This window comes from Streptomyces sp. NBC_01717, assembly GCF_036248255.1.
Taxonomy (GTDB): Bacteria; Actinomycetota; Actinomycetes; order Streptomycetales; family Streptomycetaceae; genus Streptomyces.
This window is the reverse complement of sequence record NZ_CP109178.1, coordinates 3,745,411-3,757,939: the sequence shown is the minus strand read 5'-3', so window position 1 is coordinate 3,757,939 and position 12,529 is coordinate 3,745,411. Positions and strand designations below refer to the sequence as shown.

Genomic DNA, 12,529 nt, shown 5'->3' with positions numbered 1-12,529 from the left:
CACGGGCTCTCCTCGCGCAGGCCTCAGACCCAGCCCCGCATCGCCACGAACCCGTACAGCAGACCCAGCGAGAACACCGTCAGACCGGCCGCGAACGCCGCGGGCATCAGCACCGGGCCCCAGGCCCGCGGTCCGGCCACCGTGGCGCGCTTCTCCGGGGCCGCCGGATCGTACGTGACCCGGATCGGCGCCCCGACCTCGAAGCCGAACGGTCCCGGCGCATGGTCGACGAACTCCATGTCGCGGCCGTCGAGCGTGCGGAACGCGAACACGTACTCCGTCGCGTACCCACGCTCGCGGTCCGCGCCCCGGTCCACGACCCGGCGCTCCGCACACCGGCCCTCGACCTGCACCCCGTGCCGGATCAGGCTCAGTACCCGGCCCAGCCGCAGCGCCGACCGCACGGCGAACGCACCGAGGAACAGGCCGAACAGCAGCAGGAAGGTCGCGGTGCCGCCGGGCAGAACATTCATGAACGCCAGTCCTCCACGGGCTACTTCACGGTGATCGAGCCGACGAACGCGTCGAGATCCTTCGCGCTCAGCGAGCCCTTCACCGCATTGATCCGGATGGCGAACGGTACGTCCTTCGAGTCGACCCCCGCCACCACGACCCCCGTCATAGGGGTGCCGCTCGCCGGGGTCTGCTCCCGGCCGGACGAGGTGAACTCGTAGTCGATCCGACGCGCGTCACGGGCGCTCTCCTCGCCCGCCAGCCGCACATCGGAGGTGGCCTTACGGGTCGCGCCGAGGCCGATGCCCGCGCCCGCCGCGGCGGCCGCCTCGCCCGCGTCGTCGACGCCCGTGGCGAAGTCGAGCTGGACCGAGACCATACCCGTGCGCAGCCCGCCCTCCGTCTTGAGCGCGACGGCCGCGTTGCTCTTGCTGCGGTCGGCCGCGGACTGCTCCTTGTATCCCCTGTCCTTCGGGTAGCCGACGGACAGGCTCTTCGTGTCGAGCTTTCCCCAGCCGTCCGGGACGGCGCCCGCGTCCGAGGAGCCGCAGCCGGTGAGAAGGGTGAGACCGATGGCGGCGGCAACAGCCGCGCCGAGCGTCCGGGACCTGTTCACTGCCGTCCTTGCCGTTGCCGCTGCCATGGTCTGTTCATCGCCTCTCGTCTTGCGTGGTGCCGGGTGATGCCGCCGGCGCTGCGGGCTCAATTCGCGCAGTAGCTGTACGGAAGGAAGCTGCGCTTGTCGCCCTGCGGAGCTCCGAGGAACTGCGCGTCCGTCAGTGTCTCCTTCTTGTGCTCGTCCGAGATGGAGAACCCGAGACTCATGCCGAGCGAGACCTCGAAGCCGAACTCCTGGGCGTCCGTCTCGCCGTGGTACTGCATGGTGCTCGACAGGCCGTCCTGGAACATCATCTGGTCGAAGGGGTCCGTCCCGTCGGGCTTCTGCTGCAGCGACTTGTCACCGAACATGTACTCGAACGGTGCGGTGTTGTTGCCGCTGCCGTCCAGCCACTTCTCGGCTATGGCCCGCTTGTCCTCGGTGGCCTTGTCGTCGTCCTTGCCGAAGATGATCGAGTTCGTCTGGACCTCGATGCCGGTTTCGCCGGACGAGTCGGTGACACTGCCCTTGCCGCCGCGCTTGTCGCCGTCCTTCTTGCCGTTGTCGCCCTTGGCCTCGCCCTTGTCGGACGTCGAGCCCGTCTCGACCGTCTTCGTCATGTCGATACGGACGATCTTGCCGGTCTTCTGGTCACGGGTGACGGTGATCGCCCCGGTGCGGGTGTCCTTCGCGCCGGCCGTGCCGGTGAGCGGGCCCGCCGTGCCGCCGACCTTGCCCTCGAGTTCGAGCTTGGCGGTGTACGTGTACGACTCGTTGCCGTTCACGTCGTCCTTGGTGATGGTCACGTCGGGGGAGAACTTCGCCTTGCCGCCCAGCTTGGCGCCGAGCGCGGACTCGTCGCCCGCGCTGATGTTGAGACCGCCGTCGGCGTACACGTTGAGACCGATGGTCGAGTAGGAGATCTTCTTGTCGCCGATCTTCTTCTCGACGTCCTCCTTCTTCTCGGCCCACTTCATGCCCGAGTACCAGCCGCCGCCGTAGCCGCCGCTGTACTTGGTCGAGGTCTCCCACATCTTCATTTCCTCGATGTCGTCCCGCATCTTCTTGGCGTCCTCCTCGCTCTTGAAGACCCAGGTGTCACCGTTGGTGATCTTGATGCCGCCGCCGACGTCGACATCCGCCTTGCCGAGCTTGCCGAGCTTGACGCCGGGCGTACTGCCGCTGGCGCCGACGGACGCGGCGTCCGTGAACGTCATGTAGACCAGCTTGTCGTTCTCGTCGACCTTGCCGTCCTCGTTCACATCCGTCTTGGCCTGGCTGACCTTCTGCTGGAAGCCGTACTCGTTGCCCCACTCGAACCAGCCGATCTTCACCTTGTCGCCGACGGTGTCGGAGACGCTGGAGACCTGGCACAGCTTGGGCTCGTAGTCGGCATCGGTCTTCGGCTTCGCGGTCGGGTCGCCGCCGCCCGTCGTGCATCCGGCACTGCCGCCGCCCATCGAACTGATCGCACACCGGATCCGGTCGCCGATCTGCCCGCCGACACCCGCCATCGCCATCGCGCCGATCAAGGTGACGACGAGGACGATCACCCCGAGGTACTCCATGGCGGTGGCACCGCTGTCACGCCAGGTGTACGAGTTCGGCGCGGCGGGCTCCGTCTCGTCGGCCTCCAGCAGCCGGTCGACGGCCAGCCCCACGGCCGAGCCGGTGACCAGAACCACCACCGGCATCAGCACGCCCTCGACGCCGACGACATGCCACGAGACGTAGAGGCCGTACGCGAGCCCGACGACCGGAACACCCAAGGTGGCGAGCAGGTACCGGAGACGGGACTCGCGTTGCTCGTCGGGCAGGACGCGGGCGGCGGCCAGGGCGGTGAGGAGGGTGGTGATGACGCTGGGCACATGCAGCAGTGCCAGCCTCCAGGTGAAGTCCTGGAGTCGCTCATCGGTGGCGAGCGTCTCGACGATTCCACGCGTCACCAGGATCCCGGCGAAGACGTAGACGAGGGCGCCGACGGCCCAACTGCGCGTCAGGGGAAAGAACACACCCCCGCCGCGCTCCCGCGGTATGTGGCCCCCGCTTCCGCTTCTCCAACCGCCGCCACTACTCACGGTCTTCCCCTCCGCCACTGACTCGCACTGCCTGCCCGCCCCGCTGCTGAACCCCGGGTGTGGCGTGAGCGTACGGGCGGGCGGACCGGATGACCTGGGCCCTTGGCTCCAAGTTCGGGCCCAAGTAAGGGGGAACGGACGTTGGGTCCCGGGCGGCCGGTGGTGTCGGGTTACCCGTCGTACAGCACGTTCGCATCGACACCGGCATGGCCACCGGCCACGCCGCCGTGCAGCTTCAGCCAGCGCTGCTCGTCCGCCTCGTTGCCCACCTTGATGCCGAACGTCCACGTCGGATCCAGGAACAACGTGCGGCCCCCCTCGAAGTCGAGGGCGAGGCAGGTGCAGTCGGCGCCGGCGGACGTCCGATAGGCGCGCAGCCGCGTGCACCGCAGTGCGTCGCGGCCGTCGCCGAAGAGCTGCTCACCGAACGAGGCGACGATCACCTCGTCCTCGGCCTCCGCAAGCAGTTCGATATCGGCCCAGTCGACGCCCGGGACGCGCGAGGCGCCGAGCCGGTCGTACTGGCCCTGCGACTCGAACCGCAGCAGCCCTTCGTCCAGCCGCAGCCATACGACCATCGGCTGCGGCCGGAACTCGGCGAGGTCGTCGTCCCGGTCGATCCAGCCCGGGACCAGGACATCGTGTACGCGGTGGTCACGCAGTACCGCTTCGACGGTCCGCCACCCGCTCATGTCCTGCACCCCTGTCTCTGCGGCTACTTCTTCTTCGGCAACAGCTTGGTGAACTCGATTCCGGTGTCCATGCCTTCACCGCTCTTGAGCGCGGTCCAGAAGTCGCCGTTCTCCTTCAGCACGATCGTCACGCCCTTGCCACGATAGATCAGCCCCTCGGGCTCGCCCTTCTTCAACGTGCCCTTGCCGACCAGCTCGAAGGTGCCGTCCTTGATGGCCTTCGCGATGTCCTCGCGGAACCGCGGCCCGTCCTCCTTGAGCTTCTTGTACTTGGTGCCCAGCGCGTCCTCGACCAGCTTCTTGTGACGCAGGAAGTGGTCCTTGAACTTCTTCGCGTCGCCCTCGCCCACCTGGGGCTTCCTGGCCGCCTCGACCTCTTCGGGCGACATCTCGCAGTCGTTGTTGTGGACGAGCGCGTTCGACGTACCGATGCCCACGTAGTACGTGTGGATGCCCTCGACCGTCAGGTCGTAGGTGGTCTGCCGCCGGCTGTACCGGGAGACGCCGGTGACCGTCAGCGTGGAGCCGGCCTCCGTGCGCAGCTCGTCACCGCGGCCGATCTCGCCCGCGTCCGCCCAGCGACGGCCGTCGCTCAGCCAGAACGGGTGCGTGTCCGTCGCCGTCAACCGGGCCTGCGCGCCGCCCGCCACCACCGCGAGCCGTGTGAAGTGCTTGTCGTCGTACGTGGTGATGGTCCGCTCGACACGGCGGATGCCGGTCACACCGCTCACCGGGTCGGTGGCGATCACGCGGTCGCCGACGGAGACGTTCTGGATCGGGACGCGGCGGCCGTCGGCGAACAGGACCGGGGTGCCGGCGAGGAAGCTGTGCCGCGCGGCGCAGGTCGTCGGCTTCTTCTCGTCCGGCTTGTCCTCCTTCTTGGGCGGGTCCTTCTTCGCGTCGTCGAGCTTCTTTCCGGCGTCCTCGAGTTTCTTCTCGGCTTCCTTGACCTTCTTGCGGTTCTTGACCAGGCCCTTGAGGGCGTCGTAGAGGTCGCCGCCGTGCTTCTTCAAGCTCTTGATGAGCTTGTAGGCCTTCTTCCACTTCCACGGGGCGCCGTACTTCGCCCCGAGCTTCCCGACCGCACCGCCGATCAGGGACAGCAGCACATTGATGAGTGTTTCGGTGCAGGCACCCATGTCGCCCTTGGTGATGCAGTCCAGGGCGTCGGTGATCCCGAGCTCGTCGGCAAGGATCTTCGCCAGTTCCTTCGCGGCTTCCTTCGCCTTGTCGGTGTTGGACTTCTGCTCCGCCTGGGCGTCCTGGAGTTCCTTGAGCGCCTTGTCGTAATCGACCTGCTCAGGCGCCTTCGGCGTACCGTCGTCGTTACGGTCCGAGGCCGGGTCCCCGGTGCCCGGCTTGCCCGCGTCGCCGTCCCGTGCCTCGGCGCCGCCGTCCCCGCCGCAGTTCCCGCCGCCCCCGATCCGGCAGACCTGCACACCGATCTTCTCGGTGAGCTCCGCACCGATCCCGGTCGCGACGAGCGCACCGACGATCGCCCCGACCACCAGAACGAGGCCCAGGTACTCCAGCGCACCCTGTCCCCGGTCACGCCGACGGCGCAGACCCATCAACCGCACATCCGTATGCGGCACGGTGTGCCGTGACCACCGCCGGATCCGACGACGCAATTCCCCCAGCTGAGACATGGCCTCGACACTAAAAGTCCCGACATGCCGGTGTCTTGGGCCTGTGGACCCAATGCCGCAAGCGGTGCGCGACCCGTGTCCAGGGACCCAAGACGCCTTCCCCGGAGGGAAGTTAGCGTCCTGCGAACGCAATCACAGCGGCACGGACGGAAGGGTGGACGGGTGAGGACGCGCTTACAGACGGCGGAGCAGCTGACGCTGACCGATGAGGAGACCCGGCTCCTGCAACAGGGCCTGGTCGAGTGGAGCGGCCCGGCGCGCTGCACGGAGGAGTTTGCGGTGGCCATGGGCTTCGACGACGCGGACGACCTGAACCGGAGGGGCGACAGAATCCGTACGGCTCTGGCCGCGAAGGAACCCCTGGAGCCGATGGACTGGGCACGGGCCCTGCTCGCCACGGAGCTGGCGTTCGCCAGCGAGGTGGTCGGCTCGGGCTACGAGTGGTCCACGACGACCGGCTGGTCCGACGACGTGACCGTGAAGATCCTGCGCTCCACGCAACTGAAGCTGATCCGTACGGTGTCCCCGCTCGTCGGCCGTGGCCTGGGCACCCGGCCCGATCCGAAGGAAAGGCCCTGGACCTCCTGAGCGCCGCCCCGAGTTGGGCCCGTGGACCCACGCACCCGCCGCCGCCCGGTTGTTAGCGTGCCGGACAGGGGAACGGGGCCCATGGCCAGGAACGGGGAACGATGAAGGCTCGTACAGCAGTTGTGGCGGTGGCGACAGCGGCGCTCTGCTTCGCGGCCGTGTCCTGCGGCCCGTCCGGCGACGACTCCTCCGGCGGCAAGGAGACGGCCAGGGCGAGCAGTCCATCGAGCGCGAAGCCGTCCGGCGACGACACCTCGCCCCCTTCACCGCCCCCGAGCACACTGCCGGCCGGCACCGGCAGGGTGCTCACCGAGGCGGAGCTGACCGAGGCGGCCCTGGCCACCGGCGATGTGGCCGCCTACGAGGTCACCCCCCTGCAGGGCAGTGAGGAAACCGGCACGGAGAAGGCCGAGAACCAGGCCTGCCGGCCGCTGGCCGCCGTGATCAACGGCGCTCCCGAACCCGCCGCGACCGCCACCGTCTTCCGTACCGTCATGGACGGATCGGAGGAGGGAAAGGACGACCAGACCGTCGTCACCGAGATTCTCACCTCCCACCCGAAGGGCGCGGCCCAGCAGGTGCTGCGCGACGTCGGGGACGCGGTGCAGGCCTGTGCGGGCGGGTTCAGGACCTCGAGTGACGAGGGGCCGTCCACGTACAGCAAGGTCGATCTGCTGGATGCGCCGCGGGTGGGCGAGGAGAGCATCGCCTACCAGGTGACGGGGAACATCGAGGGCGACAAGGTGCCACTGGTCTTCCAGCTCGTGCGGAGGGGCTCGACGGTCGTCACGTTCTACGTCGCCGACTTCGTCGACGCGACGCCTCCGGAACTCCCGGTGGAAGTGGTCACCGCGCAGCTGGCCAAGCTCCCGTGACCCGCTCCTTCAGTCAGCCTGGTCGATCTGCAGCTGCACGCCGGGCCGCAGCCCCCACTTCTCCATGGTCCCGGCCGCCGACTCGAGCACATGGCGGGACCGCAGCCGCACCATCCCGAGCCGCCCCGGTTTCATCGTGTGGACCGCCACGACGTTGAACTTCCGGTCCAGGTACGCCACATCGATCGTGAACCGCATCCCGAACGTGTGCACACTCCCGCACGGGGTGATCATCAGTGCCCCGTCGATCCCGTCCTGCCCGAGAAGCCCCTTGGACCGGGCCCGGTACGAGGCGGCGATCCGAAGCGGTATCTCCAGCCCCGGTCCCCCCTCCCGGTCCCCGACCGTCAACGTCCCGTTGCCATTGCGCCATTGACCCATGGCGACGACGGTAGCGCCCGGTGACAGCCGCTGGGCCCGAAATGCCGCGCAGTGGGCCCCAGGGCCCATGACCTCGTGCGCGTTGCCCGCCTAGGGTCGGTTCCGTGTACGTCATGCTGACAGGCGTCGCCGCGCTCTGGGGCGCCGCGACCGGACTGCTGGTCCCGCGCGCCGCCTACCGGTTCTCCGTCGAACCGGAGGACGCATGGCGGGACACCTGCCCCGCCGGCCACCCCTTCAGCGGGGTGGCCCGCGGCTGGCTCGGCTCCACGTGGTGCGCGGCGTGTGCCGCGGGTGCTGCGGCGCGTACGACTGAGCAGTCGAAGACGGCCGCGGTACCGGCCCCACCCGACGGGCCCGCCGGGTCGGCGGACGCGAGCACGGGGGAAGGCCAGGGCCGGGAGGGGGACCCCTGCGCCGAACCGGTCGCGCGTTACGCCCCCGCCGTCCTTGCCCCCGTCGCCACCACCCTCGGCTGCGCCGCCCTCGCCGCGGCCACCGGGCTCCGGCCCGAGCTTGCCGTCTGGCTGCTGCTTGCCCCCGTGGCCGTACTCCTCGCCACCATCGACCGCCGCGTGCACCGGCTGCCCGACCGGCTGACACTGCCGCTCGCCGGTGCGGCCGTCGTACTGCTGGGTGGCGTGGCGCTGCTCCCGGAGCACGCCGGTTCCTGGCTGTCCGCCCTGCTCGGCGGCCTCGCCCTCGGCGGCTTCTACTTCCTGCTCTTCCTGATCAACCCGAACGGGATGGGCTTCGGCGACGTCAAGCTCGCCCTGTCGCTGGGGGTGGTTCTCGGCTGGTACGGGTGGGCGGTCGTCTTCGCGGGCGGCTTCGCCGGGTTCGTGCTCGGTGCCGTGTACGGGTTCGGGCTGGTGATCCTGCGGCGGGCCGGGCGTAAGACGGGCATCCCGTTCGGGCCGTTCATGATTGCGGGCGCGCTGCTCGGGATACTGTTCGGCGGCCTCGCTTCCTAGGGCCTCTCGTTTGGATCACGCTGGGCTCGCGGGGTCCGGCACGCACATCTGCGGCGTTGTCGTCAGTCTTCCCCGAGCTCTCGGCTTCGCTCGAGCGTCGCCCTCGGCGTGCACATGTGCTGCCCTCACGGACGCGGATTTCGGGCTCTCGATCGTGTGACGGTCCCGCAGACATCGGGGGGCGAGACCGGTCGCCTGGACGTGAAACTCCCCTGCTGCGCGCGGTGGTGCAAGCAGCGCAAACGGAAGCCTGTTCCGGAGTCTGCGCAGCACTTCCACCAACGATCGCACGACGGGAAATCGACTGGTTGACCGGGCGAAGGGTCGGCCCGTGACGCGGGTCGTCGTTCAGGCAAGCGGAATTGTTTTCGCCGGATGGTCGCCTGCGAACAACCCACCTCTCAGGGGGAGTTGGCGCGCCCCGATCCCTTGCCGTGACCGGAACCCGAACGATCGGTCGGCGCACGCGCACCGTTGACAAATCGGTGACCTGCTAGAAACTTATGCCCCGATGGATGCAAAGAGTTGACGAGATTCCCAAAATTCTTGACCAGAGTGGGTGATTCCGCGGCAGACGCCCCTGCCCTCAGCCTCATCTCGCGTTTGATCCCCTTCGGCGGGCCGACAGCCGGTGCCTCTTCGCTCGAACCCGTGAGGCGCGTTGCGTCATGCGGGTACGGCGTGGCGCACCGCTGTGCTGCAGCCCCGCCGCCCCACGGAACAGAGGACACCATGAGATGGAAGCAATCCGGCCTGCGGCTGGTCACCGGCGTGATCATGGCCGGTCTGATGGCCGTCGGACTCCTGCCCGGCACCGCTCAGGCGGCAGAGGCAGGCCCCAACCTCGCCCTCGGCAGGACGGTCACGACGAGCGGTGCACACGGCGCCTATCCCGCGACCAATGTCACCGACGGTAGCCAGCAGTCGTACTGGGAAGGGCCCCTCAACGCCTTCCCGCAGTGGATTCAGGTCGACCTCGGAGCACAGGCCGACATCAACCAGGTGGTGCTGAAGGTGCCCTCCACGTGGGAGACGCGCATTCAGACCCTCAGTGTGCAGGGCAGCACCGACGGCAGCAGCTTCAACACCCTCTCCGCCTCGGCCGGCCGGACGTTCAGCCCGGGCGCCACGAACACCGTCACCCTCGACTTCGCGGACACGGGCGTCCGATACGTCCGTGTGCAGGTGACCGCGAACACCGGGTGGAACGCCGCGCAGATCTCCGAGCTCGAAATCTACGGCGACGATCCCGGCCCCCCGCCCGTCAACGGCACCAATCTGGCCCTCAACAAGCCGATCGAGGCCTCCTCGACGACCCAGACGTACGTCGCGGCCAACGCCAACGACAACAGCGTGACCACGTACTGGGAGGCGGCCGGCAGTACCTCGACTCTGACGGTGAAGCTCGGCGCCAACGCGGATGTCGAAGCCGTCGTCATCAAGCTGAACCCCGACGCGGCCTGGGCGACGCGGACGCAGAGCATCCAGGTGCTCGGGCGCGAGCAGTCCGCCACCGGGTACACCTCGTTGCGGGACCGGGCCGACTACGTGTTCAGTCCGTCCTCGAACCAGAACACGGTGACCATCCCCGTCACCGGCCGGCACGCCGATATCCGGCTCTCGTTCTTCTCCAACACCGGCGCTCCGGGTGGTCAGGTCGCCGAGTTCCAGGTCGTCGGAGCCGCAGCTCCCAACCCGGACCTGACCCTCACGGATCTGTCATGGTCTCCGGCCGCCCCGTCCGAGAGCGACACGGTCACCGTGAACGCCACCGTGCGGAACGCCGGTACCGCCTCCGCCGCGGCCACCACGGTCGATGTCAGCCTTGAGGGGGCTGTTGCGGGTACCGCTCCGGTCGGCGCACTCGCCGCCGGTGCCTCGGCCACGGTCCCGGTCGATGTCGGGAAGCGTCCGATGGGCACGTACACCGTCTCGGCGGTCGTCGATCCGACCGACACCGTCGCCGAGCAGGACAACAGCAACAACAGCCGCACGGCCGCCTCCCGGCTGACCGTCGGCCAGAGCCCCGGACCCGACCTGGAGGTCCGCGGCATCACCTCCAGCCCCGCGAACCCGGCCGTCGGAGCTTCGGTCACCTTCACCGTGGCCGTGCACAACCGCGGTACCTCAGCGGTGAGCGCGGGCACGGTCACCCGCCTCGTGGCCGGAACCACCACACTGAACGGCACGACCGCCGCGGTCGCCGCGGGCGCGACGGCGAACGTCCCCATCAGTGGCACCTGGACCGCCACCAGCGGGGGAGCCACGCTCACCGCAACCGCCGACGCGACCGGTACCGTCACCGAGACCAACGAGAACAACAACGTCTTCGCGCGCTCCGTCGTGGTCGGCCGCGGTGCCGCCGTGCCCTACATCGAGTACGAGGCGGAGGACGCCCGATACGAGGGCACTCTGCTGACCACCGACCAGAAGCGCACATTCGGTCACACGAACTTCGCCACCGAGTCCTCGGGTCGCCAGTCCGTGCGGCTGAACTCCACAGGCCAGTTCGTGGAGTTCACCTCCACCAGCGCATCGAACTCGATCGTCGTGCGCAACTCGATCCCCGACGCCCCGGGTGGTGGCGGCACCGAGGCCACCATCAGCCTCTACGTCAACGACACCTTCTCCAGGAAACTCAATCTCTCGTCCAAGCACAGCTGGCTGTACGGCAACACCGACAGCCCCGAGGGTCTGACGAACCAGCCCCAGACCGACGCCAGGCGGCTGTTCGACGAGTCCCACGCCCTACTCTCACAAACCTACCCGGCCGGTACGAAGTTCCGGCTCCAACGCGAAGCGAACGACTCGGCCTCGTTCTACATCATCGACCTGATCGACCTGGAGCAGGTGGCACCGGCGTCGAGCCAGCCGGCCGGCTGCACCTCGATCACGACCTACGGGGCGGTTCCCAACGACGGTATCGACGACACGGACGCCATCCAGCGCGCCGTGACGGCGGACCAGAAGGGGGAGATCGGCTGTGTGTGGATCCCTGCGGGCCAGTGGCGGCAGGAGCAGAAGATCCTGACCGACGACCCGCTCAACCGGGGCGAGTTCAACCAGGTGGGTATCAGGGATGTGACGATCCGGGGTGCGGGCATGTGGCACTCCCAGCTCTACACCCTCACACCGCCGCACCAGGCAGGCGGTATCAACCATCCGCACGAGGGCAACTTCGGCTTCGACATCGACGACAACACCCAGATATCCGACATCGCCATCTTCGGCTCGGGCACGATCCGCGGCGGTGACGGCAATGCCGAGGGCGGCGTCGGTCTCAACGGACGGTTCGGCAACGACACCAAGATCAACAATGTGTGGATCGAGCACGCCAACGTCGGTGTCTGGGCGGGCCGGGACTACTCGAACATCCCCGAGCTGTGGGGGCCGGGCGACGGCCTCGAGTTCAACGGGATGCGGATTCGCAACACGTACGCCGACGGCATCAACTTCGCCAACGGCACCCGCAATTCGACGGTGTTCAACTCGTCCTTCCGGAACACCGGGGACGACGCGCTGGCGGTATGGGCCAGTCGCTATGTGAAGGATCCGTCCGTGGACATCGGCCACGACAACCACTTCCGCAACAACACGATCCGGCTGCCGTGGCGTGCCAACGGCATCGCGGTCTACGGAGGTTACGGGAACACCATCGAGAACAACATCATCTCGGACACCATGAACTACCCCGGCATCATGTTGGCGACGGATCACGACCCCCTGCCCTTCTCCGGACAGACGCTGATCGCCAACAACGCACTACACCGCACGGGTGGTGCCTTCTGGGGCGAGGACCAGGAATTCGGTGCCATCACGGTCTTCGCGGCGGCGCAGGACATCCCCGGCGTCACGATCCGCGACACCGACATCTACGACTCGACCTACGACGGTATCCAGTTCAAGGGCGGGGGCGGTGCCATGCCCGGCGTACAGATCAGGGACGTACGCATCGACAAGTCCACCAACGGATCCGGCATCCTGGCCCAGGGCGGAGCGCGCGGAAGCGCGACACTGACCAACGTGACCGTGACCAACTCGGCCGAGGGCAATGTCCTGGTCGAACCCGGATCGCAGTTCGTGATCAACGGGACCGCCACCGCCTCCTCGTCGAAGGCGCGGTGATCGGCCTCCACGCCCGGGTCTGTCCCTGGAGCCGCGCGGCGGAACGCTTCTGATCCGCCATGGTCCGCTCCGGGAAGGTAAACGCCGTGGCCCCGGGCCGAGGCGGGTGTCGTCAG

Annotated in this window: 10 protein-coding genes; 4 read left to right on the top strand and 6 right to left on the bottom strand. The window is 68.2% G+C overall.

Annotated elements, in window-relative coordinates; translation table 11 throughout:
- Nucleotides 1-23: 23 nt before the first annotated feature.
- From OHB49_RS16810 to OHB49_RS16790, 5 genes are all read right to left on the bottom strand, one after another.
- Entirely contained in the window at nucleotides 24-473 is a 450-nt protein-coding gene (locus OHB49_RS16810) for a DUF3592 domain-containing protein (protein WP_030969333.1), read from the bottom strand.
- Between the two features lie 20 nt (nucleotides 474-493).
- Nucleotides 494-1,096: a hypothetical protein gene (locus tag OHB49_RS16805; protein WP_329161211.1), complete on the bottom strand. Its 603-nt coding sequence runs from the start codon at nucleotides 1,094-1,096 to the stop codon at nucleotides 494-496.
- A gap of 59 nt (nucleotides 1,097-1,155) precedes the next feature.
- On the bottom strand, nucleotides 1,156-3,129 hold the full coding sequence (locus OHB49_RS16800; RefSeq protein WP_052189383.1) for a hypothetical protein: 1,974 nt from the start codon (nucleotides 3,127-3,129) through the stop codon (nucleotides 1,156-1,158).
- Nucleotides 3,130-3,299: 170 nt separating this feature from the next.
- Nucleotides 3,300-3,821, bottom strand: a complete 522-nt coding sequence (locus OHB49_RS16795; protein WP_329161209.1) for a hypothetical protein — start codon at nucleotides 3,819-3,821, stop codon at nucleotides 3,300-3,302.
- Nucleotides 3,822-3,844: 23 nt separating this feature from the next.
- A complete protein-coding gene (locus tag OHB49_RS16790; protein WP_329161207.1) occupies nucleotides 3,845-5,470 on the bottom strand; it encodes a polymorphic toxin-type HINT domain-containing protein in 1,626 nt (541 codons plus the stop codon).
- Between the two features lie 162 nt (nucleotides 5,471-5,632).
- On the opposite strand from OHB49_RS16790, the gene OHB49_RS16785 reads away from it, so the two are divergent.
- Nucleotides 5,633-6,058, top strand: a complete 426-nt coding sequence (locus OHB49_RS16785; protein WP_030969342.1) for a hypothetical protein — start codon at nucleotides 5,633-5,635, stop codon at nucleotides 6,056-6,058.
- A gap of 101 nt (nucleotides 6,059-6,159) precedes the next feature.
- Nucleotides 6,160-6,933, top strand: coding sequence for a hypothetical protein (locus tag OHB49_RS16780; RefSeq protein WP_329161205.1), 774 nt, complete (start codon nucleotides 6,160-6,162; stop codon nucleotides 6,931-6,933).
- Nucleotides 6,934-6,942: 9 nt separating this feature from the next.
- On the opposite strand, the gene OHB49_RS16775 is transcribed toward OHB49_RS16780, so the two are convergent.
- Entirely contained in the window at nucleotides 6,943-7,314 is a 372-nt protein-coding gene (locus tag OHB49_RS16775; protein ID WP_030969345.1) for a DUF192 domain-containing protein, read from the bottom strand.
- Nucleotides 7,315-7,418: 104 nt separating this feature from the next.
- On the opposite strand from OHB49_RS16775, the gene OHB49_RS16770 reads away from it, so the two are divergent.
- Together OHB49_RS16770 and OHB49_RS16765 are read left to right on the top strand one after the other, a co-directional pair.
- Entirely contained in the window at nucleotides 7,419-8,288 is an 870-nt protein-coding gene (locus OHB49_RS16770; RefSeq protein ID WP_329161203.1) for a prepilin peptidase, read from the top strand.
- A 732-nt stretch (nucleotides 8,289-9,020) separates the two neighbouring features.
- A complete protein-coding gene (locus OHB49_RS16765) occupies nucleotides 9,021-12,413 on the top strand; it encodes a CARDB domain-containing protein (RefSeq protein WP_329161202.1) in 3,393 nt (1,130 codons plus the stop codon).
- The last annotated feature ends 116 nt before the right edge of the window (nucleotides 12,414-12,529 follow it).

What these genes read in the sequence shown, in the direction of transcription:
- OHB49_RS16810 (WP_030969333.1), bottom strand. Translation starts at nt 473, where the DNA reads ATGAATGTTCTGCCCGGCGGCACCGCGACCTTCCTGCTGCTGTTCGGC.
- OHB49_RS16805 (WP_329161211.1), bottom strand. Translation starts at nt 1,096, where the DNA reads ATGGCAGCGGCAACGGCAAGGACGGCAGTGAACAGGTCCCGGACGCTC.
- OHB49_RS16795 (WP_329161209.1), bottom strand. Translation starts at nt 3,821, where the DNA reads ATGAGCGGGTGGCGGACCGTCGAAGCGGTACTGCGTGACCACCGCGTA.
- OHB49_RS16790 (WP_329161207.1), bottom strand. Translation starts at nt 5,470, where the DNA reads ATGTCTCAGCTGGGGGAATTGCGTCGTCGGATCCGGCGGTGGTCACGG.
- OHB49_RS16780 (WP_329161205.1), top strand. Translation starts at nt 6,160, where the DNA reads ATGAAGGCTCGTACAGCAGTTGTGGCGGTGGCGACAGCGGCGCTCTGC.
- OHB49_RS16775 (WP_030969345.1), bottom strand. Translation starts at nt 7,314, where the DNA reads ATGGGTCAATGGCGCAATGGCAACGGGACGTTGACGGTCGGGGACCGG.
- OHB49_RS16765 (WP_329161202.1), top strand. Translation starts at nt 9,021, where the DNA reads ATGAGATGGAAGCAATCCGGCCTGCGGCTGGTCACCGGCGTGATCATG.